Raw genomic sequence first — 23,253 nt, 5'->3', positions numbered from 1 at the left:
TCAGCCATGCAGCGTTTCGCGACACTCCTCGTTGCCCTTGTCATCGGGTTTGGCGCATTGAACGGCGCGTCCCGCGCGCAGCAACGGCCACCCAACAGCGTTCCGCTCGCCTTCGGCATGAGCGCCGAGCAGGCCAGCCAGTCGCTCGGCGTTCCCCTGAACTACGTGCGCGGCACGCCGGGCAATGAATTGTTCGTCGCGCTGCCCAATGTCAGGGGCAGCGTGCTGTCGAGGCGCAGCGACGGGCTCTATCTGCAATTCGGCAAGGGACGCCTGATCGCCTGGAAGGGCGATTGGGGCACCCTTCCGCAATGAGGGTTTCGGCCATGATCGCCATGAGAGGACTGATCGCCTGCGCCGCCATCGCGCTGAGCGTAGCCGCGGCGTCGGCCCAGCAGCGGTCGTTGCGCTACGGCAGCACCGGCGGCGCGTATTTCGACGGCAGGGACGACGATCGCGATTTTCGAACCAACGGCTATTTCCCCGGCAATTTCGCAGCCGATCCCTTCAGCGCAGGTTTCGGTGCGGCCGGCCTGTTCGGCTCGACGCCGTGGCATTCGGCGCGGCCCTATCCGTCGCAGGTTGTGTTTGGCGCACCGTGTCAGGACTGCCGTCCGCAGCGCGCACGCCGGCACCGCGGCAGGCACGAGTGAGGCGCTTCGGAGAGGCTTGATGCCTCTAGGCCTTGCGCAAGAGCTCGTCGATGATGCGCGGCTTCATCCAGCCGGCCTTGTCGATGATTTCGTTGCGCAGGGTGTCCTTTTCCATCTCGTATTGTTCATGCGAGATTTCCCGGCCACCGGTCGCGGTGATTCCGTACGTCTCGAGCAGGGCGTTGTGCCGCGCCTTCCACGCGATCACATGCTCGGTCATGACTTGCGTCACGGATGGAAGGAAGCCGGGATGGCCTGCGAGGCCGCATGACGCCGTGGTCTGCGGGTCTCCTGCCAGCATGATCACGTTCCACTCGTCGTAGCCGATCAGCCCCATCTGCGCGTAGAGAAACGCGCCATGCGGTCCATCCCAGATTTTCTGGTCGATGACCAGGAACGGCACCGCGTGGCAGTGGCCGTGGCGCGCAGTCATGTCGCGGTTGAAGGTCTCGGTACGATCCTGCAATCGCTTGCTGGCCGCAGCGAACACGGCGAGGCGATTGTCGGCCGTCGGCACGATGCCGGCTTCGTCGTCAGGCGCGAAGCCCGCATCGCGCAGCATCGACCCGATCAGTGGGTGATCCCACTGCTGCTTGTGAAAAGCGGGCGTCGCGCCGTCGGCGCCCGGTGCCGGACGCGCGGTCTCCTTGAGCTCGCCCAAGGTCGTCTCTTGCTTCTTTCCAAAAACTGGCCTGCGCCCGAACATCGCGTGCCGCTCCTGCCAAGCAGTCGGCACAAGCATCGCAAAGGACGCCCAGAACTTTCTTAACCGGTCGGGCTCGGCGGGCCGTGATCCATCAACAGCATGACGTAGCCGTTAAAGCGAACCAGACAAATCAATCGAATTTGCCGAAATTTGCGGCATTAGCTGGCGGCGGCGGCGCTTGTCGATTTGTCGAGCGCCGGGCTGACGCGGGCGAACCGCACCACGAAGCGGGTGCCCTTGTGGCCGGGGTCGCGCTCGACGCTGGCATCGAGCTTGGCGGCCATCGCGCTGACGATGCGCTGGCCCATGCCGGTGCCGCGCGGATCGGCCTTGTCGGAAAAACCGACCCCGTCGTCGCCGATCGCGAGCTGCAGATCGTCGCCCTGCGGCTTCAGCTCGACATGGATCGGGCCGGCGCCGTCGGGATAGGCGTACTTCACGGCGTTCATCACCAGCTCGTTGACGATGATCCCGATCGCGACCGCGCGGTCGGGATCGATCTCGATCGGGTCGGCCTTCAAGGTCAGCCGCGACATCTTGTTGCCTTCGGCCGATCGCCGGAGATCCTCGAGCAGTGCCTCGAGATACTGGTTGAGCATCACCGTCTTGAAGTCGTGCGAGGTGTAGAGGCGGCGGTGCACCTGCGCGACGGCCGCGACGCGCCCCATCGCGTTGGTCAGCGCTGCCTTCACATCCTGCTGGGCCGCGGAGTTGGCCTGCAGATGCAGCAGCGAGGCAATGATCTGCAGCGAATTACCGACGCGATGGTTGACCTCGCGGAGCAGAACCTCACGCTCGGCGGCGAGCGCGGCATAGCGGTCGCGCGAGGCGTGCACCTCGGCCTCGGCCTCGTCGCGCGCCTTCTGGAGCGCGGCCTGCCGGATCGCGCCGTTCACGGCGACCTGGAGCAGGGGGATGAACTCGCCCCTGACGTCCTTGACCAGATAGTCCGCCGCGCCGGCCTTCAGCGCGGTGACGGCGATCGCCGAATCCTGCGACGCTGTGACGAACACCACCGGCGGAGCGTCCGGTATCTTGAGGATCTGCTCCAGCGTCTCCAGCCCGTCGAGGCCGGGCATGTACTGATCGAGCGCGACGACGTCGATGCCGCCCTGGGCGAGCCGGTCGAGGCCTTCCTGGCCGCTTGCGGCGTGCACGACCTTGTAGCCCGCGCGCGTCAGCCCGCGTTCGACCAGGCGCGCCAGCGCCGCGTCGTCGTCGATGTAGAGCAGTGTCGGCGTTGCGCTGGTCATACGGAAGCCGGCGGCACCTGAATCACGGAAAAGAACAGGCCAAGCTGGCGAATGGCGTTGGCAAAGCTTTCGTAGTTCACCGGCTTGGTGATGTAGACGTTGCAACCGAGCTCGTAGCAACGCTTGATCTCCTGGGAGTCGTCGGTCGTGGTCAGCACGACCACCGGCGTCGACTTGAGATACTTGTTCTCCTTGACCCGCTTCAGAATATCGATGCCGGTCATGTCGGGCAGATTGAGATCGAGCAGGATCAGCAGGGCCTGGCCCTTGCGCTCGACGGCGCTGCCGTCCTTGCCGAACAGGTAGTTGACGGCCTCTGTACCGTTGGTGAACGGGATGATCTCATTGTTGACACCTGAGCGCCGGATATTCCGCTCAATCAGGCGGGCATGGCCCTCGTCGTCCTCGATCATGATGATGGTGACTGGATCACTCATGTCACTTTGTCCCGATTCTTGCCTGACCAATTGATAGGCAGCGTGATCGTGAAGGTGCTGCCGTTGTGAAGTTCCGATGCTACCGACATGGTGCCGCCCAGTCTGCGCACAAGTGCGCGGACATGGGCAAGCCCGATGCCCTGACCGGGTTTGTCCTGGGTTCCGGCGCGACGGAACAAATCGAAGATGCGCTGATGGTCCTTCGGATCGATGCCGCGGCCGTTGTCGGTGACCTCGAAGATCGCGAAGCCGAGCTTGGTGCGGCCCTCGATCGAAATCTCGCCGGGAACGCCGTTCCTGAGGTACTTGAGTGCGTTGTCGATCAGGTTGGAGAAGATCTGTTCCAGCGCGAGGCGGTCGCTGACGATATTGGGCAACGCGCCGACCTCGACGGTCGCGTTGGCCTCGACGGCCTGGTGAGCCACCGTCTTGACGATGCCATCGATCAGCTCGCGCAGATCGACGCGTTCGGGCCTGAACTCGCGGCGGCCCTCGCGGGTGAGATTGAGGATCGCGCTGATCAGGCGGTCCATCTTGGCGATCGACGATTTGATGAAGCCGAGCGATTCGTTGAAATCGTCGGATAGCTGCTTGTCGGAGCCTTCGAGCTCGGGCTCGGCCACATCGGTCGCGTCTTCCGGCATCGCCGGCGCCAGCGACGCCGCGCGATTGAGCGTGGCGATCCGCTTGAAGATGTCGCCGCGCAGTTCCTCGAGCTCGCTGGTGAAGCCCATGATGTTGACCAGCGGCGAGCGCAGATCGTGGCTGACGATATAGGCGAAGCGCTGGATTTCCTCGTTGGCCTCGCGCAGGTCGGAGGTGCGTTCGTCGACGATGGTTTCGAGATTGAGGTTGCTGTCGCGCAGCCTGGCCTCGGCGTCGTCGCGCGCCCGCGACGATCGCCGCAGCAGCACCACCGAGAGAGCGGCAAGCGCCAGCACCATGCAGGAGCCGGCGATCGTGACGGAGGAGGCCAGCACCTGGGTCTTGTCGGCCGTCGCGGTGCGTACCGCCAGCAGCCGATCCTCCTCGGCGCGCATGTCGCGGCCGATCCGGGCGATCGCCTCCAACGCATCGGTCGACGTGCCCTTGCGCAAGATGTCGATGCTGGTCGCCGCGTCGTTGTTCTTGACGCGCTCGATGCTGAGGGCGAACTCGGCGAGGCGCTGCTCGACCGCGGCCTTGAGCTTCGCGGCATTGGCGACCTGCGCCGGATTGTCGACGGTCATCATCTGGAGATGACCGAGCGCGGCCGGGAGTCCCGCCGCAGCGGCCTGGTACTCGGACAGGTATTGCGGTGCTGATGTCAGCAGATACGCCCGGGTCGCGCTTTCGGCGCGCCTGATGTCGAGCAGCAGATTGGCAACCTGGCTCTCGGTCTCGACGGTGTGAATCACCCAGGCGTTGTCTTCACGCGCCTTGTTGACCAGTACGACCGACGCCACACTGACCGCGACCAGCACGAAAAATCCCGCCGACAGCAGGAGGATCTGTAACGTCGACCGGCGTCGTGAATCGAGCGTCACGACGATCTCGCTGTGGGAGTGGGATTCAACGCGTCCCCGTGGAAAGCCAATAACCCTATAGTACGTTTGAGGAAGGACTGGGTTCCACGGAGTTCCGAACTATTTTGCGGCGTCGGATGGCTGACCGGCGAGGTACTGCTCCAGCCAGTGAATGTGGTAGTCGCCCTCGATGATGTCGGGCTCGCGCACCAGCGCGCGGAACAGCGGCAGCGTCGTCTCGATCCCGTCGACCACCATCTCGTCCAGCGCCCGGCGCAGCCGCATCAGGCATTCGCCGCGGGTCTTGCCGTGCACGATCAGCTTGCCGACCAGCGAGTCGTAATAGGGCGGGATCACATAGCCCTGATAGACGGCGGAATCGATCCGCACGCCAAGGCCGCCAGGCGGATGGAATTGCGTGATCCGTCCGGGCGAGGGACGGAAGGTCTGCGGGTTCTCCGCATTGATGCGGCACTCGATGGCGTGGCCGATGATCGCGATGTCGTCCTGTTTGGCCGGAAGGTCGCCGCCGGCGGCGATCCGGATCTGCTCCAGCACGAGATCGATATCGGTGATGCTTTCGGTGACGGGATGCTCGACCTGGATGCGCGTGTTCATTTCGATGAAATAGAACTCGCCGTCCTCGTAGAGGAACTCGATGGTGCCGACGCCGAGATATTTCATGTCCCGCATCGCCTTGGCGCAGGTCTCGCCGATCCTGGCGCGCGCCGCCGCCGCGAGCACGGGCGAGGGGCCTTCCTCCCAGACCTTCTGGTGACGGCGCTGCAGCGAGCAGTCGCGCTCGCCGAGATGAATGGCGCCGCCGCTGCCGTCGCCGAGAATCTGGATCTCGATGTGGCGCGGCTTCTGCAGGTATTTTTCCAGGTAGACCGCGGCGTCGCCGAATGCCGACTTGGCTTCGTTGGCCGCGGTCGAGAGCGCCAGCGCGAGGTCAGCCTCGGTATGGGCGACCTTCATGCCGCGGCCGCCGCCGCCGGCCGCCGCCTTCACCAGCACCGGGAATCCGATGTCCCTGCCGATGGCGAGCGCGTCGACCTCCGAGGTCACCGCGCCGTCCGAGCCGGGCACCACGGGAATGCCGAGGCGCTTGGCGGTCTTCTTGGCTTCGATCTTGTCGCCCATCAGGCGGATGTGCTCGGCCTTCGGTCCGATGAAGCCCAGATTGTGGTCGGCGAGGATCTCGGCGAAGCGCGCGTTCTCGGACAGGAAGCCGTAACCCGGATGCACGGCGTCGGCGCCGGTGATCTCGCAGGCCGCGAGCAGCGCCGGCACGTTGAGATAGGAATCCTTCGACGGCGGCGGGCCGATGCACACGCTCTCGTCGGCGAGCCGCACATGCATGGCGTCGGCGTCGGCGGTGGAATGCACCGCGACGGTCGAGATGCCGAGCTCCTTGCAGGCGCGCAGCACGCGAAGCGCGATCTCGCCGCGATTGGCTATGAGGATCTTGTCGAACATCGCAGCGCCTGGTGTTGACGGAAGCTATTCAATGATGACGAGCGGCTCGCCGAATTCGACCGGCTGGCCGTCCTCGACGAGAATCTGCGTCACGGTGCCCGCGCGCGGCGACGGGATCTGGTTCATCGTCTTCATCGCCTCGATGATCAGAAGCGTCTGGCCGGCGGAGACCTTGGTGCCGATCTCAATGAACGGCTTGGCGCCCGGCTCGGGCGCCCAATACGCGGTGCCGACCATCGGCGAGGGCACGGCTCCCGGGTGCTTGGCGAGATCGGTCGCAGCCGTAGCCACCGGGACAGCCATTGCGGACGGTGCGGCAACGCTTGCCACGGTGGGCACCGACGCCGCGATGCTGATGTTGCGCGCGACACGGACACGCAGGCCGGCGCGCTCGATCTCGATCTCGGTCAGATTGGTTTCCGCGAGCAGCAGCGCGAGCTCGCGAATGAGGACGCTGTCGTCGCTCTTGGAGTCGTTCTTTTTTGCGGCTGATTTGTCGTCTGGCTGGCGCGCCATGCTCTGTGATCCAAAATCTCTGTCTGGTGACGGGGAACGTCAGGATTGACGATTAAGTCTTTGGCTTGGCGTCGATCTTGACGCCGATCCTGGTGGCGAGGCCGATGATGGCAAGCCGGTAGCCGTCGATGCCGAAGCCGCAAAGTGAAGCGAAGGCGGCTTTAGCAGTGAACGAGTGGTGCCGGAAGCTTTCGCGGGCGTGGATATTGCTGACATGGACTTCGACCGCGGGGATCTTGACCGCGACCAGCGCGTCATGCAGCGCGATCGAGGTATGAGAGTAGCCACCGGCGTTGATGATGATGCCGACCGCCTTCCTGGCGTGGGCCTCATGGATGAAGTCGATCAATTCACCCTCGCGGTTGGACTGCCGGCAGTCGGCGGTCAACCCGAACTGGCGCGCGGTGTCCGCGCACAGCTTCTCGACATCGGCGAGGGTGGCATGGCCGTAGGTCTCCGGCTCGCGCGTCCCCAGCAGATTGAGGTTCGGGCCGTTCAGCACATAGATCGTTCCGGCAGCAGCCATTCCAGAGTTTCCTGCCAAGGGGTCCGGCCAAAGGTTCCGAGAGGGGATCCGACAAGGGGTGGAGTGGGCGGGGTTATAGGTAACAACCGGCCGAAGGGGAAGTCTTTAGGTGAAATGGGAACGTCTTCAACAACTTCCTCCGCCCTGTTAGATGGTCGCCCTAACCTACGGAAAATGCTGATTAACCAAATCTTGCGGAAGCTGCCTTCGGCGGGCGCTCCGGCCCGCCATCCACCGGCGTGATGCGGGTTGCGGTCGAAAGCAAGACCCCGCCCCGAAGGGGGGCGGGGTCGAGATGAAGGCGAGGGCCCATCTTCGAGGGCCCGTCTTGGCGCCCTCGAACCGAGGCCGGTTTAGCCCTCGATGATGTAGACGATCTCATGGGTCTCAGGCTGCACGATCACGTAGCGGCCCTTGACCAGGATGAACTGATAGCCGCGCCACTGCGGGTAGATCGTCACGACCCGCTCCGGCACCGGGTAGAAGTGAATGTCGGCCGGAACGCGGGTGCCGACCGCCACGTTGAAGTTCACGTTGGTGGCTTCGGTCACGTGCTCCGACTTGATCGCGGTCGTGATCTGGGTGCGCTTCTCGGCCGGCGGAGCCGCGGTCGCCGACGTTGCCGCGTTACCGGTCGTCGTCTGCGTGCGGCTCGTGTCGTTGGTCTGCGCGCGGTTGGTGTCGGGCGGGCTCTTGGTCTGAGCGTTCTGGTTGGTCGTGGCACCGCTACCGCTCTTGTCGCGGCTTTCGGCGTTCATCTTGCCGCTCTTGTCACGCTCCTCGGCTTTCATGTTGCCGCTCTTGTCGCGACCCTCGGCCTTCATGTCCTTCGAGCCCTCCTTGGAGCCCTTGGCCGCATCGTTCTCCGAGCTCATGCCCTTCGACTTTTGGGTACTGTCCTGCGCACCCTTGGTGGCCGTGCCGGACTTGTCGGACTCTGCACCCTTCGTGCTCGGAGACTCACCGGTGGTGGAATGCTCGGAACCCTTCATGCCGCTCTTGTCATGCTGCATGGTGCCCGATGACGCGCCACCGGACGGTGCAGACTGCTGCGTGGTCGCACCACCACCAGCCCCGGTTTCCCTGTTGGCGCCGCCGGCGCCCTGTGCGTTCGCGAAACCGGTGCCGGCGATCAAAGCGGCTGCGGCGACCGAAATCAGAAAGCGGTTAGACATCGTAATTCCTCCTCGTTTTTCAGCATTGCCCGCGCCGACAACGGGAGAGCATGTGCGATGTTCCTGTTGATTTGCGGTTCCTTGCGGTTTGTTCTTTAGGTGAATGCGCGATGAACGCGCGAGATGAATGCGCGGCTGCTTCAACCGCGCAGGCCCAGTCAAACTCCATGCTCGCAAGATCGCGCTGGCCATTGCCGCCGCCGAAATTGAAGCCGCCGAAATGCTCTTCAATCTCGAGATTAGGCCGCGCTGTATTTCGGCTTCCTGCGACTTTCGTTGTTGGTGACGGCCCTTGCTTGCGGCCCGCGCGGAATCGGTTCGGCGAAGGCAATAAAAAAATCCGGCTGCATGGCAGCCGGATTTTGCACGCGATGAGCGCTGTCGGAGCGGCGATCAGCAGGTCGCCTTGCCGCAGCGGGCAATGCCGATCTTTTCCTTGAGATTGTCGACGCCGACGGCGCCGATCACGACCTGCTTGCCGATCACGTAGCTCGGCGTGCCGTTCATGCCCATGGATTCGGCGAGGCGGAAGTTCTCCTCGATGGTAGCCTTCACTTCGGGGCTCGCCATATCCTTCTCGATCTTCGCCATGTCGAGGCCGACCTCCTTGGCGACCGCCAGCGCGCGTGCCTTGTCGGCGGCGCCGCGGCCGCCGAGCAGCTTCTGGTGGAAATCGAGATACTTCTTGCCGGTCGGATCCTGCATGCGCACGGCGACCGCGACCTGCGCGGCCTCGACCGAGCCCTGGCTCAGCACCGGGAATTCCTTCAGCACGACCTTGAGCTTCGGATCCGCCTTCATCAAATCGAGCATGTCGGACATCGCGCGCTTGCAGTAGCCGCAATTGTAATCGAAGAACTCGACGAAGGTGACGTCGCCGTCCTTGTTGCCGAGCATGACGCCGCGCGGCGAATTGAAGATGGTGTCGGCGTTCTTGGCGACGCTCTGCTCGTGCTTCTCGGCTTCGGCGGCGGCCTGCCGCTTGCTCAGCTCGTTCATCGCCTCCTCGAGCACCTCCGGGTGCGCGATCAAATAGTTGCGCACGATGGTCTCGATGTCGCCGCGCTGGGTGTCGGTGAAGCTCTGCGCGGACGCCGAAAGCGGCGCGGCGCAAACGCCGAGCGCGAGCAGGGCGGGGGCAAGAAAACGAAGCGCTGGCATGACAAAATCCTTGTTCGCGGTGGCTCAAAAAAGCGGCGTGGCCGTGAGCCGGTTTCGGTGATCGTTGTATGGAACTACGGTTTATTTCTAGTTGTTTTTCTGACCCGGCATGGGCTTGGCGCTCACAATGTCGTCAGCTTTGACCCAGCCGGGCGTGCCGATCGCGAACCGCGTCTTGGCGCGTGACGCAAGGTCGCGGGCGGTCTTGGTGTCGCCACGGAGATAGGCGGCCTGTGCCGAGGCGAGGTCGGCCTGGGCATAGTCGCCCTTGCGGCCATAGGCCATCGCGAGCTGGGTATAGCCGATTGGCGCTTCGGGCTCGCGCGCCACCGCGGCGCGCAGCATGTTGATCGCCTCGTCGGTGTAGGCCTTGTCGTCGGAGGCGACCAGCGCCTGGCCGAGCAGCATTTCGATCAGGGGCGAATTGCTTGAGAGCTGCACCGCGCGGCGCAGCGGCGCGATGGCTTCGGCCGGCCGGCCGCCTTCGAGCAGCGCCTGGCCGCGCAATTCGTAGAAATAGGGATTGTTGGGCTGCACTTGGATCAAGCCGTCGATCTGCGCGATCGCCGAGCGCAGATCGCCGTGCAGATAGGTCGTGATCGCGCGTGCATAGCGCGCCGGCAGGCTGGTGTTGGACAGCGGATAGCGGCGGTAGACCGTGTCCTGCCGCTCCATGAAGCCCGAGATCTTGGCGCGCATCATGTCGTGGCGCAGCTGCAGCGCCGGATCGTCCTTCTTGTCCCAATAGGGGCTGGAGCGCGCCAGTTCCTGCAGCGCGGAGACGCGATCGACCGGCATCGGGTGCGACTGCAAATAGGGGTCGGCCCCACGCGCGGCGAACAGGCTCTCGTCGGTGAAGCGCTTGAACGTCTCGTACATGCCACGGGCCGACTGTCCGGTCGCGTTCAGGAACTTGACGCCGGCGCGGTCGGCGTTCTCTTCCTGCTGGCGCTGATAGGACAATAGCGTGCGCTGAATAACCGCTTGCGGCGCCGAGATCGCCGCGGCGCCGGCGCTGGAGAGCCCGTTTCCGCCACCGCGGCCGCCCGCACCCGCGGCAAGCGCGCCGACGCCGAGCAGCATCGCGATGATCATCTGGGTCTGGGCCTGCGCCAGCTGCTCGCGCATCTTGGCGAGATGGCCGCCGGCGAGGTGGCCGGTCTCGTGCGCCAGCACGCCGATGATCTGGTTCGGCGTCTCCGATTGCAGCAGCGCGCCGTAATTGACGAAGATGCGCCGGCCGTCGGCGACGAAGGCGTTGAACGAGCCGTCGTTGATGATCACGATCTGGATGTTCTGCTTCTCCAGACCGGCGGCGCGCAGGATCGGCCTTGTGTATTCGCGCAGCAGCTGCTCGGACTCGGTGTCGCGCAGCACCGGCGGGCCTTTTTGCTGGGCTCGCGCAGGGACGACGGGCCCGACCGCGAGCGCAACCGCAGTCATGAGCGCGGTCAGCTTGAAGGTCCTGGTGCGAAGCGCGAGGCGGAACAGCATGGGCGATCTATCGGCGATGACTAGCCGCGCCGGCACACGTCCGTGGTCCGGGCCCGACCGGATTTGGCGCGTGGCGCAGTCTGTTGTTTTTGCAGTTCTTCTTCACGCGAACCGGGTATTCACTTGGCCTGAAAGCGTTATAAGGAGCCACCGAATGCGGCCAGTCTGGGGCGGCAGCCGGTAACGGGAACCCGAATTCGGCAGCGGCCGTGCAATAGCAGAAATCCATGCGTGAAGCGACACCGAGAGACCGTGTAAGCAGCCTGTTGACAGCGTCCCGACGGAGCGATGTTCCGCCGTTCATGGTGATGGACGTGATGGCGGCCGCGGCGCGAATCGAAGCCGCCGGCGGCCATGTCATCCATATGGAGGTGGGACAGCCTGCCGCAGGCGCGCCGAAGCCGGCGATCGCGGCCGCGCAGGCCGCGCTTGCGGAGGGGCGGATCGACTACACCTCGGCGCTCGGCATTCCCTCGCTGCGCGCGCGCATCGCCCGGCACTATCGCGACACGAATGGTTGCGCGGTTGACGCGGAGCGCATCATCGTCACCACCGGCTCGTCGGGTGGGTTCATCCTGGCGTTTCTTGCGATGTTCGAGCCGGGCGACCGGGTCGCGGTCACCGTGCCGGGCTATCCGCCGTACCGGCATATCCTGACCGCGCTGGGCTGCGAGCCGGTGCTGATCGAGACCTCCGGTGACACCCGCCATGCCCTGACCGGCGAGGCGCTGCTCGCCGCCCATCGCAAGGCGCCGCTGAAGGGCGTGCTGGTCGGCAGCCCCGCCAACCCGACCGGCACCATGATGTCGCGCGAGGCGCTGTCGACCCTGATGGCGGCCGCCGACAGTGCGGGCATCCGCTTCATCTCCGACGAGATCTATCATGGCCTCGACTACGCGTTCCCTGCGGTGACGGCCGCCGAGCTGTCGCCGAACGCGCTCGTGATCAACTCGTTCTCGAAGTACTTCTGCATGACCGGCTGGCGTGTCGGCTGGATGGTGGTGCCCGACGTGCTGGTGCGGCCGATCGAGCGGCTGCAGCAGAACCTGTCGATCTCGGTGCCGACCCTGTCGCAGATCGCGGCCGAAGCGGCGTTCGAAGGCCGTGAGGAGATGGAGGCGATCAAGCGCGGCTATCAGGAGAACCGCCGCATCCTGATCGAAGGGCTGCCGAAGGCCGGCCTGACCAAATTCCTCCCCGCTGACGGCGCGTTCTACCTCTATGCCGACGTCTCCGACTTCACCTCCGACAGCTTCGCCTTCGCCAGCGAGATGCTCGAGAAGGCGCATGTCGCGGCGACCCCCGGCGTCGATTTCGATCCGATCCACGGCCGCGCCTTCATCCGTTTTTCCTATGCACGCTCGGCCGCGGAGATGCAGGAAGCAGTTGCACGGATCGCGCATTGGCTTAAATAGCCCGCGAACTCCAAGCGCTTTAAGAGCCTTCAAGAGCCGTCCGGAGTTCGCTTTGCCTTTCGGATCGGTTTCGCAGCGCAGCGTCGTGGTTTCACCGGCGCTGTGGCGGGCGGATCATCGCGGATAAGCGGCAGGGCCCACACAGTTCCATTTGACTTGAACCGCCAAGTTGATCTTGGCTATTTCCGCCATTTCTGAGGGGGAGTGACACATGGCGACGACAACCGTTGCCACGACTGCACCGGCGAGTGCCGGCAGCAAGCCGTGGTACAAAGTTCTCTATGTCCAGGTCCTGATCGCGATCGTGCTCGGCGCATTGGTCGGCTGGTTGTGGCCGGGCCTTGCCACCAACGAGTGGATCAAGGCGCTCGGCGACGGCTTCATCAAGCTGATCAAGATGGTGATCGCGCCGATCATCTTCTGCACCGTGGTGTCGGGCATCGCCCATATACAAGATGCCAAGAAGGTCGGCCGCATCGGCGTCAAGGCGCTGGTGTATTTCGAGGTCGTCTCGACCTTCGCGCTGGTGATCGGATTGCTCGTCGGCAATCTGGTCAGGCCCGGCGCCGGCTTCGGCAATGCGGCGGCGAACGCGCAGGCGGTCGCGGGCTACGCCAAGCAGGCGGAGGCGCAGAAGAGCGTCGACTTCGTGCTGCACATCATTCCCGACACCGTGGTCGGCGCATTCGCGCAGGGCGAGATCCTGCAGGTGCTGCTGTTCTCGGTGCTGTTCGGCTTCGCGATCATGGGCCTCGGCGAGCGCGGCCACACCATCCGCTCGTTCATCGACGACGCCGCGCATGCGGTGTTCGGCGTCATCTCGATCGTGATGCGGGCGGCGCCGATCGGTGCGTTCGGCGCGATGGCCTTCACCATCGGCAAGTTCGGCACCGGCGCGATCCTCAACCTGATGGGGCTGATCGCGACGTTCTACCTGACCGCCGCGCTGTTCGTGTTCGTGGTGCTCGGCACCATCGCGCGGATCGCCGGATTCTCGATCTTCAAGTTCCTGGCCTACATCAAGGACGAGCTCCTGATCGTGCTCGGCACCTCGTCCTCCGAGAGCGCGCTGCCGTCATTGATGGAGAAGCTCGAACGGCTCGGCTGCTCGAAATCCGTGGTCGGCCTCGTGGTGCCCACGGGCTATTCGTTCAACCTCGACGGCACCAATATCTACATGACGCTGGCGACCCTGTTCATCGCGCAGGCGCTGGGCTTCGATCTCACCTTCAGCCAGCAGATCACGATCCTGATCGTGGCGATGCTGACCTCGAAGGGCGCCTCCGGCATTACCGGTGCCGGCTTCATCACCTTGGCGGCGACGCTTGCGGTGGTCGATCCGCGGCTGGTGCCGGGCATGGCGATCGTGCTCGGCATCGACAAGTTCATGAGCGAGTGCCGCGCGCTGACCAATCTGTGCGGCAACGGCGTCGCCTGCGTGATCGTCGCCTGGTGGGAGGGCGAGCTCGACCGCGACAAGCTCAACGCCAATCTCGCCAAACAGGTCGACCCGACCGACATGGAGACCGCGTTGACGACGGACTAAGTCTGCTTCGACGTCTCAGAACCGGTCCGGCCGATACGGGGAGGTGTCCACCGCGGATGCCTCGCCGTTCATCGTTTCGGCCAGCACGCGCGCGGTCGCGGGGCCGAGCGTGAATCCCTGATGGCCGTGACCGAAATTGACCCACAGTCCGCGATGGCACGGCACCGGCCCGAGCACCGGCAGCATGTCGGTCGTGCAGGGGCGGGTGCCGAACCACGGCTCGGGCTCGACGCGGCTGCCGATCTCGATCAGCTCGCGCGCCGCCGCTTCGGCGTAGCCGAGCTGGATCGGCGTCGCCGGTGCGTCGGGACTGGTCAGCTCCGCGCCGGTGGTGATGCGGATGCCCTTGGCCATCGGCGCCATCGCATATCCATTTGCGGTGTCGACCAGCGGCAGGTCGAGCGAGCGGCCGCCCTGGTAGTGCATGTGGTAGCCGCGCTTGCGCACCAGCGGGATCCGGTAGCCGAACTTGCGGAGCAATTGCGGTGACCACGGCCCGAGCGTGACCACGACGTGGGCGGCATCGATCCGGCCGCCACTGGTGTCGACCGACCAGCCGGACGTCGTCTCCGTCAGCGTCTGCGCATCGCCGCGCAGCAGCGTGCCGCCGAGACGCTCGAACAATCCGGCATAGGCGGAAACAAGCCCGCCGGGATCCGACACGGTCCAGGGCCCAAGCCAGTGGATGGCGCCGGGCAGGTCGTCGCGCAGCAGTGGCTCCGCCTTGGCGAGTTCGCGGCCATCGAGCACGCGAAACGTCACGCCGAAGTCGCGCTGGTTCTCTTCGGCGACGGCGATCGCCTGTTCGAGCGCGGCCGGGTCGCGATGCAGCAGGCGATAGCCGGCGCGGCGGATCAGATTGTCGGCATGGGCGTCGCGGATCAGCGTGTCGTGCTCGGCGGTGGCGTAGGCGATCAGGCGCGCCCAGGCGAGGGTGGCTTCGCGGTGCCGCTCGGGCGTCGAGTTCCACCAGTAGCGCAGCAGCGGACCGGCGTGCTGCGGCAGCGACGCCAGGCGATAGCGCACGTCGTTGGTGCGCCCCATCGCGATCCTGGCGAGCGTGGCGGGATCGCGCGGCATCGGGTAGGGCCGCACCGCCTCGCTCTGAATGATGCCGGCATTGCCGTAGCTGGTTTCGCGGCCCGGTTCCTTGCGGTCGACGAGCGTCACCGACCAGCCGCGACGCTGCAGATGCAGCGCCGTGCTGACGCCCACCATGCCGCCGCCAAGAACGATCGCGCTTTGCATTGGGATCCGTCTCCGTCAGGCTCCGTTACGCCGGCATCTGACGAACGGATTGCCTGTTCAATAAAAACGCCCGGCGTGAACCGGGCGTTTTGACTTGCAGGTGGTGCTAGTTGCCGCCGCCGAAGCGGCGCGACCACCAGCCCTTGCGGGCCGGAGCCTCGGCCGCACCGGCCGGTGCCGGCTCTGGAGCGGCCGCGGCCGGCTCAGGGGCAGCTTCCTCCGCGGGGCTCTGAACCAGCGCCGCTGATGCCTCGGGCAGTGGGCTCGACGCGAAGTTGACCTTTTCGCGCACCGTGGAGCGGCGGCGCTGCGCGCGGTCGCCTTCGGCAGCCGTGTCCTCGGCGGCAGACGCCGCGGCAGTTTCGGGCTCGGGTGCCGCGACCGGCTCGACGGGCTCAACGGGGGCGACTTCGGTCGGCCGCCACTCCGCCGGCTCGGCGACCAACTCGGGCTGCGCCAGCGAGGGAGTCGGCTCCGCATCATGGCTATCGAAATCGGCGACTGCGTCGGAGGCCTCCGACGTCGCCGCCGGGCTCAACTCATCGGAGATCGATCCAGCGAGACCGTCGTCCGGTCCGCCGCTGCCGCGCCGGCGGCGGCCGCCGCGACGTCCGCGGCGCCGCGGACGGCGATCGCCATTGCCGGCCTGGTCGTCGCGGGCAGCGCCCTGCTGCTCGTCGCCTTCGTCCTCATCGCCTTCGGCATCGGCGGCGGCAACCGCCTCGGTGCCTTCGGGCAGGACATGCATGAGATCGCCGTCCTCGCGCGGCTGCTGGACGCCTTCACGCGCCTCGCTGCCACCGCGGCCGCGACGCCGGCGGCGCCGCTTGCGGCGCTGACCGTCGCCTTCGCCCTCGGCGGAGCCTGCCTCATCACCGGCCGCCCGCTCGTCGGCGAGGCCCTCGGTCTCGTCGGTCTCGATCTCGGCCTCGTATTCGAACAGCTCTTCCTCGTCATCTGCCTCTTCGGCCTGGGCCGGCGCAGCGGCAGCCTGCGCAGCGAGCAGCGCCTTGGCCGCTTCGAGCGTATGCACCTGCTCGCCGCGGTCGATGATGTAGGACTGCTGGCCGTGCACCGTGGCGTCCGCGACGATCGACAGCGAAACCCGGAAGGAGTCTTCAAGATCGCGCAGATGGCCGCGCTTGTGGTTGAGCACGTAGAGCGCGACGTCGGTACGGGTGCGGACCACCAGATTGTGGGTCGCGCCCTTCATCAGGATTTCCTCGATGCCGCGCAAGAGCTGCAGCGCCACCGACGAGACCGAGCGGACGTGACCGCTTCCGCCGCATTGCGGGCAGGGCTCGGTCGAGCTTTCGAGCACGCTGGCGCGGATGCGCTGGCGCGACATTTCCAAGAGGCCGAAATGCGAGATGCGGCCGACCTGGATCCGCGCACGGTCCTGGCGCAGGCAGTCGGACAGCTTGCGCTCGACCGCGCGGTTGTTGCGCTTCTCGTCCATGTCGATGAAGTCGATGACGATCAGGCCGGCGAGGTCACGCAGGCGCAATTGGCGCGCGACTTCTTCCGCCGCTTCCAGATTGGTCTTGAGCGCGGTGTCCTCGATATGGTGCTCGCGCGTGGCGCGGCCGGAGTTGACGTCGATCGAGACCAGCGCCTCGGTCTGGTTGATCACGATGTAGCCGCCGGAGCGCAACTGCACGGTCGGCGAGAACATCGCGTCGAGCTGGCTTTCGACGCCCATGCGCGAGAACAGCGGCTGACCGTCGCGATATTGCTTCACCGCCCGCACATTGGCCGGCATCAGCATCTTCATGAAGTCGCGCGCTTCACGGTAGCCGGCTTCGCCCGCCACCTGGATCTCGTCGATCTCCTTGTTGTAGAGGTCGCGCAGCGAGCGCTTGATCAGCGAGCCTTCCTCGTAGACCAGCGTCGGTGCCTGTGACTTCAGCGTCAGGTCGCGCACCGTTTCCCACATCCGGATCAGATATTCGAAGTCGCGCTTGATCTCCGGCTTGCTGCGGGAGGCGCCGGCGGTACGCAGGATGATTCCCATGCCCTCGGGCACATCGAGATCCTGCACCACTTCCTTCAGCCGCGAACGGTCCTGGGCGGAGGTGATCTTGCGGCTGATGCCGCCGCCGCGCGCGGTGTTGGGCATCAGCACGGCGTAGCGGCCGGCGAGCGACAGATAGGTGGTCAGCGCGGCGCCCTTGTTGCCGCGCTCTTCCTTGACGACCTGCACCAGCATCACCTGCCGGCGCTTGATCACTTCCTGGATCTTGTACTGGCGGCGCGGACGGAACGGGCGCTCCGGAACCTCCTCGAGCACGTCGTCGCCGCCGACCGATTCGACGACGTCCTCTTCCTCGCCTTCCTCGCCGTCATCCTCTTCGTCATCTTCGCCGGCCTCGTCGCCAGGCCCGGTCTCGGGCGCGACCACCTCGGCGAGCGCGCCATATTCGGCGACCGCGTGTTCATCGGCGGCGGCGTGAACGTCGTCGGAAGCCACATGCGGCGCGTCGTCGGCATGCGCGGCGTTTTCCTCGATCTGCTCCTCATGGACCCGCTCGGGCTCATGATTGACCTCGATCGCCTCGACGGTCTCGGGCGCGGCTGACGCAGCGGAGGCTTCGACCACCGCAACGACGGGGTCGGACGGGGCGTCGGCAGCCGCCGCCTCGCTCACTTCGGGGGCGTGGTCGTGATCATGCGCATGATCGTGATGGTCGTCGTGACCATGATCGTGGTGGTCATGATCATCGTGGTCATGATCATGGTGAGGCTCATGGTCCTCGTGATGCGCATGATCATGCGCCTCATGCTCGTGGCCTTCGTGGGCGATCACGCCGTGATCGTGGTGTCCGGCATCATGTTCATGATGCTCGGCATCGACCGGATGTTCGTGAGCCTCGATGGTGGGCAACGCCTGCGTGTCGTTCGCACCCTCGATCACCTCGCTCTGGACGCGCTCGCCATGGCCGCGCCGACGGGCATTGCGATGGCGCGACCGGCGGCGATGGCCGCGGTTCTCGTGCTCTTCCTCGGCCTCGCGATGGGCGCGCTCGTCGGCTTCGATCAGCGCCTGACGGTCGGCGACCGGGATCTGGTAATAGTCGGGATGGATTTCGCTGAAGGCCAGGAAGCCGTGCCGGTTGCCGCCATACTCGATAAAGGCGGCCTGCAGCGACGGCTCTACGCGCGTAACCTTGGCGAGATAAATGTTGCCGCGCAGCTGTTTGCGCTGGGCGGTCTCGAAATCAAACTCTTCGACGCGATTGCCACGGACCACAACGACCCGGGTCTCTTCCGGGTGGGTGGCATCGATCAACATCTTGTTGGGCATTTTGGAGCTCTTGACGGCGGCGGGCGCGGATCATGGCGCGCGCAAACTGCGCCGCCCGGTGACGCGACGGTCCACCTGATTCGGGGGTGAGGGGAAGGCCGAAACGCATCTCGCGGCGCAGCGCCGGACGGGAACTCACCGGGATGATGCGACGGGCGAAGTTTTCACCTCGCGTCAGCGCGATCATTCGGGGGATCCTGGTCGGCAATACAGTCTGGCGCATTAAGCGTCGGCCCGTCTAAACATGTTGGCGGCGAAAAATACCGCCGTATCTTTTGCTGAAAGCCCCGCCTGGCGCCGAAGCGCCCGCCGGCCATCGCATATCGAGGCCCCAAGGGACCGGATAATCGGTTATGCCGTGTCTCAAACCGTCCCTCTGGCGAGGGAGTGTGCCTGGGACCGGACGCCGCTCGGGCTTGAATCCGCCACTCCGTGTCAGCCGCGCGCGGCGCTGGCTGGGGAGGGACCGGAAAAACACGGCGGGATCTTCGATCTGGAAGGTTCCACCGCTGCACCGGGAGGCTGAACGCGACACAACCGGGAGTACTAGCCGTCAGCACCCCGTACATACGTGGATTGACCGCCGCGTGCAAGGGAAGCGTCACGCCGCCGCAACACTCGGTTCTTTTCGCTGGCGCGTCATTAGGGGGCGATTAACCGTGTGGTTCTAATGCGGTAAGAAGCAGCTGGGAGGCTACGAATCGGGTGGCGAACCGCGCAAAACACCTTGTTTTTCTGGGATGCGGGCTATTGTGCGTCGCAATATCGGTGTTTGCCATTGCCGGCGCCCCGAGCGCCGCCGAGGGACCGCAGAACGGCCCGCCTGTGCCGGCCGCGAGCGCCCCGAATTTCCCGGTCGCATCCGGCGCCAGGCTCGCCGGCGACGCCAAGCAGACCCGATTCATCCTCGATCTCGACCGCAAGATCGAATTTCGCGCCTTCCCGCTGGCCGACCCCTACCGCGTCGTGGTCGATATCCCGCAGGTCGATTTCCAGCTCGCGGCCGGCACCGGCTCGGCGGGGCGGGGCCTGGTGAAGGCGTTCCGCTACGGCCTCGTGATGCCCGGCGGCTCGCGGATCGTGTTCGACCTGACCGGACCGGTGAAGATCGCCAATTCATACGTGCTCGACGCCGCCAACGGTCAGCCGCCGCGGCTGGTGCTGGATTTCGAGGAGGTCGACCGCACCAGCTTCGTGCAGTCGCTCGCGCCCGCGAGCCGGCCCGAATCGAAACCGGCGACTTCCGAATCCACCACCGCGACCATTCCGGCCGTCACCTCGGCGGCGCTGCCGCCGGTCGCGGTCACCGACGCACGCCCGCTGATCGTGATCGATCCCGGTCACGGCGGCATCGACAACGGCACCCAATCCGGCGACCAGACCGAAAAGAACCTGGTGCTGGGCTTTGGCCTTGCGCTGCGCGACCGGATCGAGAGGTCGGGCAAGTATCGGGTGGTCATGACGAGGTCCGACGACACCTTCATCCCGCTCAACGACCGGGTGAAGATCGCGCGCTCCCAGTCGGCGGCGCTGTTCGTCTCGATTCACGCCGACGCCCTGCCGCGCCGCGAGGGCGATGCCCAGGGCGCCACGATCTACACGGTGTCGGACAAGGCCTCCGACGCCGAGGCCGAACGGCTGGCGGAGGCCGAAAACAAGGCCGACGCCATCGCCGGCGTGAACCTGACCGACGAGCCGACCGAGGTCGCCGACATCCTGATCGACCTCGCGCAGCGCGAAACCAAGACTTTCTCCAATCGCTTCGCCCGTCTTCTGATGGACGAGATGAAGACCACGGTGCGGATGCACAAGCATCCGCTCAAATCGGCCGGCTTCCGGGTGCTGAAGGCGCCCGACGTGCCGTCCGTGCTGGTCGAGATCGGCTACGTCTCCAACAAGGGGGACCTCGAGCACCTGGTCTCGGAGAGCTGGCGGAACAAGGCGGTCGGCTCGATGGTCCAGGCGATCGACACGTTCTTCGCCAAACGGCTGGCAACTGCCGGGTCGGCAAAGTGAAATCGGCCCGCTGAAAAGCCGTGGCCGTTGCGCCGAAGCCCTAGTTTGGCCACAGCCGCGACGGTATAGACAATGGACCGCAGGTCCGCAGAATCGACCATATTGTCCGGCGGCTCTTGTATATTCGCGTGCGCAAGTGGCTCGCTGGGCCAAAGCTTCGTTGTGTGAGGCTTTCGCACTTTTGGACAGGCGCTTCTGACGACTGAGCGCCGGAGGGTAGGAACGGAACGTCGATAATGCGCCTGCTCGTGCGGTTCATGGGTTTCTTGTTCGCCGCCGGAACCGTCGTGTTCCTGGTCGGTGTCGCCGCCGTCGCTGGCGCCATCTGGCATTTCTCCAAGGATCTGCCCGACTACTCGCAGCTGCAGGACTATGAGCCGCCGGTGATGACCCGCGTGCATGCCGCCGACGGCGCGCTGCTTGGCGAATACTCCAAGGAGCGCCGGCTCTATCTGCCGATCCAGGCGGTGCCGAAGCTCGTGATCAACGCCTTTCTCGCCGCCGAAGACAAGAACTTCTACGAGCACGGCGGCATCGACTATCAGGGCATGGCGCGCGCTGCGATCCTTTATGCGCAGAACTACGGCTCGAACCGTCGCCCGCAGGGCGCCTCGACCATCACCCAGCAGGTCGCGAAAAACTTCCTGCTCACCAACGAGGTCTCGTTCAGCCGCAAGATCAAGGAAGCGTTGCTCGCGATGCGCATCGAGCGCGCCTATTCCAAGGACCGCATCCTCGAGCTCTACCTGAACGAAATCTATCTCGGCCTCGGCGCCTACGGGATCGCGGCGGCGTCGCTGGTCTATTTCGACAAGTCGGTCAACGAGCTGACGATTGCGGAGGCGTCCTATCTCGCCGCGCTGCCGAAAGCGCCGGCGGCGCTGCATCCGGTGCGCAACCGTGACCGCGCGATCGAGCGCCGCAATTATGTGATCGACCGTCTGCTGGAGAACGGCTGGATCAAGCAGGCCGACGCCGACAAGGCGCGCAAGGACCCGCTCAACGTCACCAGCCGCTCGAACGGCGCGCACATCTTCGCCGGCGAATATTTCGCCGAGGAGGTCCGCCGCGACATCTTCGAGCGCTACGGCGAAAAGAAGCTTTACGAGGGCGGCCTGTCAGTGCGCACCACGCTCGATCCCAAGATCCAGGTGATGGCGCGCAAGACCATGGTCGCAGGTCTCGTCAATTACGACGAGGCACAGGGTTGGCGCGGGGCGCTGCACAAGCTCGACATTTCCGGTGACTGGGGCGTCAAGCTTGCCGACGTGAAGTCGCTGTCCGACATCTCGCCGTGGCGGATGGCCGTCGTGCTCGAGACCAGCGATCAGTCGGCGCGGATCGGCTTCCAGCCGGGCCGCGAGCTCGGCGGCGCGGTCAGCAAGGAACGGCAGACCGGCATCATCACGATGGACGGCGTGCGCTGGGCCAAGACCAGGGGCAAGGCGCCGAGCGCGGTTTCGCAGGTGCTGCAGCCGGGCGACGTGATCTACGCCGATCCGCTGGTGACCAAGGAAGGCAACGCGGTCGAAGGCCAGTATCGCCTGCGGCAATTGCCTGAAGTGTCTGGCGCCATGGTGGCGATGGATCCATGGACCGGCCGCGTGCTCGCGATGGTCGGCGGCTTCTCGTTCGACCAGAGCCAGTTCAACCGCGCAACGCAGGCTTACCGGCAGCCGGGCTCGTCGTTCAAGCCGATCGTGTACTCGTCGGCGCTGGACAATGGCTATACGCCGTCGACCACCGTGATCGACGCGCCGATCGAGATCGATCAGGGGCAGGGCGCCGGCGTGTGGCGTCCGGAAAACTATTCGACCGGCAAATATTACGGCCCGACCACGCTGCGCAACGCGTTGCAGCGCTCGCTCAACACCGTGACGGTGCGCCTCGCGCAGGATATCGGCATGCCCTTGGTCGGCGAATACGCCAAGCGCTTCGGCGTCTATGACGAATTGCCGAACTATCTGTCGTATGCGCTCGGTGCCGGCGAAACGACCGTGATGCGCATGGTCACGGCCTATTCGATGTTCGCCAATGGCGGCCGCCGGGTGAAGCCGACGCTGATCGATCGCATCCAGGATCGCTACGGCCATACCATCTTCAAGCACGACACCCGCGAATGCCGCGGCTGCGACGCGCCCGGGGGCTGGAAGAGCCAGCCGGAGCCGCAGCTCGTCGACCGCCGCGAGCAGGTGCTCGATCCGATGACCGCCTACCAGATCACCGAGATGATGGAAGGGGTGGTCCAGCGCGGCACCGCGACCGTCGTGAAGGAGGTCGGCAAACCGATCGCCGGCAAGACCGGCACCACCAACGACGAGAAGGACGTCTGGTTCGTCGGCTTCTCGCCCGATCTCGCAGTCGGCGTCTACATGGGCTACGACAAGCCGCGCAATCTCGGCCGCGCCGCCACCGGCGGCCACGTTGCCGCGCCAATCGCCCGCGACTTCCTCAAGCTCGCGCTCGCCGACAAGCCGCCGACGCCGTTCAAGGTTCCGGCCGGCATCAAGCTGATCCGTGTCGACGCCAAGACCGGCATGCGCGCCGGTCCCGGCGACGGCGGCAACACCATCCTCGAAGCCTTCAAGCCGGGCACCGCGCCGCCGGAGAACTATTCGGTCATCGGCGTCGCCGATGCCGATGGGCGCGGCCCTGCGCCTGGCCCGCAGCCGTCGCAGAACGGCGCGCAGCCGGATGGTGGCTTCTTCATGCGTCCGGGAACCGGGGGACTCTACTAGCGGCCGATCCGGCCAAATCGCCGGGATAGTGCGGTCAAGCCGATTGCGCTTTGCCGCGCCGGTCGCTACATCCCCCGGAAC

The 23,253-nt window shown here is 65.4% G+C and carries 20 protein-coding genes; 7 read left to right on the top strand and 13 right to left on the bottom strand.

Annotation, left to right across the window (positions count from 1 at the left end; all coding sequences use genetic code 11):
• The first annotated feature begins 6 nt into the window (after nucleotides 1-6).
• Together AC1VNY_RS26990 and AC1VNY_RS26985 are read left to right on the top strand one after the other, a co-directional pair.
• The gene (locus AC1VNY_RS26990) at nucleotides 7-315 is read left to right on the top strand and encodes a hypothetical protein (RefSeq protein WP_482407480.1); all 309 of its coding nucleotides are present in this window, start codon (nucleotides 7-9) and stop codon (nucleotides 313-315) included.
• 11 nt (nucleotides 316-326) lie between these two features.
• Nucleotides 327-653: a BA14K family protein gene (locus tag AC1VNY_RS26985; RefSeq protein WP_482407479.1), complete on the top strand. Its 327-nt coding sequence runs from the start codon at nucleotides 327-329 to the stop codon at nucleotides 651-653.
• 25 nt (nucleotides 654-678) lie between these two features.
• On the opposite strand, the gene AC1VNY_RS26980 is transcribed toward AC1VNY_RS26985, so the two are convergent.
• From AC1VNY_RS26980 to AC1VNY_RS26930, 11 genes are all read right to left on the bottom strand, one after another.
• Nucleotides 679-1,314 (bottom strand): hypothetical protein, encoded by a 636-nt coding sequence (locus tag AC1VNY_RS26980; protein ID WP_482407478.1) that lies wholly within the window; start codon nucleotides 1,312-1,314, stop codon nucleotides 679-681.
• Nucleotides 1,315-1,517: 203 nt separating this feature from the next.
• Nucleotides 1,518-2,612 carry a sensor histidine kinase gene (locus AC1VNY_RS26975; protein WP_482407477.1) on the bottom strand — a complete coding sequence of 365 codons (1,095 nt, stop codon included), beginning with the start codon at nucleotides 2,610-2,612 and terminating at the stop codon, nucleotides 1,518-1,520.
• Nucleotides 2,609-3,049: a response regulator gene (locus AC1VNY_RS26970; RefSeq protein WP_076860123.1), complete on the bottom strand. Its 441-nt coding sequence runs from the start codon at nucleotides 3,047-3,049 to the stop codon at nucleotides 2,609-2,611. The genes AC1VNY_RS26975 and AC1VNY_RS26970 overlap by 4 nt, the downstream gene beginning before the upstream one ends.
• Nucleotides 3,046-4,575: a sensor histidine kinase gene (locus tag AC1VNY_RS26965; protein ID WP_482407476.1), complete on the bottom strand. Its 1,530-nt coding sequence runs from the start codon at nucleotides 4,573-4,575 to the stop codon at nucleotides 3,046-3,048. The genes AC1VNY_RS26970 and AC1VNY_RS26965 overlap by 4 nt, the downstream gene beginning before the upstream one ends.
• A 99-nt stretch (nucleotides 4,576-4,674) precedes the next feature.
• Nucleotides 4,675-6,033, bottom strand: coding sequence for an acetyl-CoA carboxylase biotin carboxylase subunit (gene accC / locus AC1VNY_RS26960; protein WP_482407475.1), 1,359 nt, complete (start codon nucleotides 6,031-6,033; stop codon nucleotides 4,675-4,677).
• A gap of 24 nt (nucleotides 6,034-6,057) precedes the next feature.
• Nucleotides 6,058-6,549 carry an acetyl-CoA carboxylase biotin carboxyl carrier protein gene (accB, locus tag AC1VNY_RS26955; protein WP_028344934.1) on the bottom strand — a complete coding sequence of 164 codons (492 nt, stop codon included), beginning with the start codon at nucleotides 6,547-6,549 and terminating at the stop codon, nucleotides 6,058-6,060.
• A 52-nt stretch (nucleotides 6,550-6,601) separates the two neighbouring features.
• Nucleotides 6,602-7,075: a type II 3-dehydroquinate dehydratase gene (gene aroQ / locus AC1VNY_RS26950; RefSeq protein ID WP_482407474.1), complete on the bottom strand. Its 474-nt coding sequence runs from the start codon at nucleotides 7,073-7,075 to the stop codon at nucleotides 6,602-6,604.
• A gap of 353 nt (nucleotides 7,076-7,428) precedes the next feature.
• A complete protein-coding gene (locus AC1VNY_RS26945; RefSeq protein WP_482407473.1) occupies nucleotides 7,429-8,250 on the bottom strand; it encodes a DUF1236 domain-containing protein in 822 nt (273 codons plus the stop codon).
• A 19-nt stretch (nucleotides 8,251-8,269) separates the two neighbouring features.
• Complete coding sequence (locus AC1VNY_RS26940; RefSeq protein WP_482407472.1) at nucleotides 8,270-8,581, bottom strand: hypothetical protein; 312 nt, start codon at nucleotides 8,579-8,581, stop codon at nucleotides 8,270-8,272.
• Nucleotides 8,582-8,643: 62 nt separating this feature from the next.
• Nucleotides 8,644-9,411: a DsbA family protein gene (locus tag AC1VNY_RS26935; RefSeq protein ID WP_038388333.1), complete on the bottom strand. Its 768-nt coding sequence runs from the start codon at nucleotides 9,409-9,411 to the stop codon at nucleotides 8,644-8,646.
• Nucleotides 9,412-9,498: 87 nt separating this feature from the next.
• A complete protein-coding gene (locus AC1VNY_RS26930) occupies nucleotides 9,499-10,905 on the bottom strand; it encodes a M48 family metalloprotease (RefSeq protein ID WP_482407471.1) in 1,407 nt (468 codons plus the stop codon).
• A gap of 227 nt (nucleotides 10,906-11,132) precedes the next feature.
• Here AC1VNY_RS26930 and AC1VNY_RS26925 point away from each other — a divergent pair, with 227 nt between their 5' ends.
• Both AC1VNY_RS26925 and AC1VNY_RS26920 read left to right on the top strand, forming a co-directional pair.
• Entirely contained in the window at nucleotides 11,133-12,320 is a 1,188-nt protein-coding gene (locus AC1VNY_RS26925) for a pyridoxal phosphate-dependent aminotransferase (RefSeq protein WP_482407470.1), read from the top strand.
• 211 nt (nucleotides 12,321-12,531) lie between these two features.
• Nucleotides 12,532-13,866, top strand: coding sequence for a dicarboxylate/amino acid:cation symporter (locus tag AC1VNY_RS26920; protein WP_482407469.1), 1,335 nt, complete (start codon nucleotides 12,532-12,534; stop codon nucleotides 13,864-13,866).
• A gap of 15 nt (nucleotides 13,867-13,881) precedes the next feature.
• Here AC1VNY_RS26920 and AC1VNY_RS26915 read toward each other — a convergent pair whose 3' ends face one another.
• Both AC1VNY_RS26915 and AC1VNY_RS26910 read right to left on the bottom strand, forming a co-directional pair.
• The gene (locus tag AC1VNY_RS26915; RefSeq protein ID WP_482407468.1) at nucleotides 13,882-15,114 is read right to left on the bottom strand and encodes an NAD(P)/FAD-dependent oxidoreductase; all 1,233 of its coding nucleotides are present in this window, start codon (nucleotides 15,112-15,114) and stop codon (nucleotides 13,882-13,884) included.
• Between the two features lie 106 nt (nucleotides 15,115-15,220).
• The gene (locus AC1VNY_RS26910) at nucleotides 15,221-17,761 is read right to left on the bottom strand and encodes an Rne/Rng family ribonuclease (protein ID WP_482407467.1); all 2,541 of its coding nucleotides are present in this window, start codon (nucleotides 17,759-17,761) and stop codon (nucleotides 15,221-15,223) included.
• A 21-nt stretch (nucleotides 17,762-17,782) separates the two neighbouring features.
• On the opposite strand from AC1VNY_RS26910, the gene AC1VNY_RS26905 reads away from it, so the two are divergent.
• The 3 genes from AC1VNY_RS26905 to AC1VNY_RS26895 all read left to right on the top strand — a co-directional run bounded on the left by AC1VNY_RS26905 (nucleotide 17,783) and on the right by AC1VNY_RS26895 (nucleotide 23,172).
• The gene (locus AC1VNY_RS26905) at nucleotides 17,783-18,508 is read left to right on the top strand and encodes a hypothetical protein (RefSeq protein ID WP_482407466.1); all 726 of its coding nucleotides are present in this window, start codon (nucleotides 17,783-17,785) and stop codon (nucleotides 18,506-18,508) included.
• Nucleotides 18,509-19,123: 615 nt separating this feature from the next.
• The gene (locus AC1VNY_RS26900) at nucleotides 19,124-20,434 is read left to right on the top strand and encodes an N-acetylmuramoyl-L-alanine amidase (RefSeq protein WP_482407465.1); all 1,311 of its coding nucleotides are present in this window, start codon (nucleotides 19,124-19,126) and stop codon (nucleotides 20,432-20,434) included.
• Between the two features lie 236 nt (nucleotides 20,435-20,670).
• Complete coding sequence (locus AC1VNY_RS26895) at nucleotides 20,671-23,172, top strand: penicillin-binding protein 1A (RefSeq protein ID WP_482407464.1); 2,502 nt, start codon at nucleotides 20,671-20,673, stop codon at nucleotides 23,170-23,172.
• Nucleotides 23,173-23,253: the final 81 nt, after the last annotated feature.

Source organism: Bradyrhizobium ferriligni (assembly GCF_056837965.1).
The sequence above is the reverse complement of the archived record's forward strand: the minus strand, read 5'-3'. Positions and strand labels throughout refer to the sequence as shown.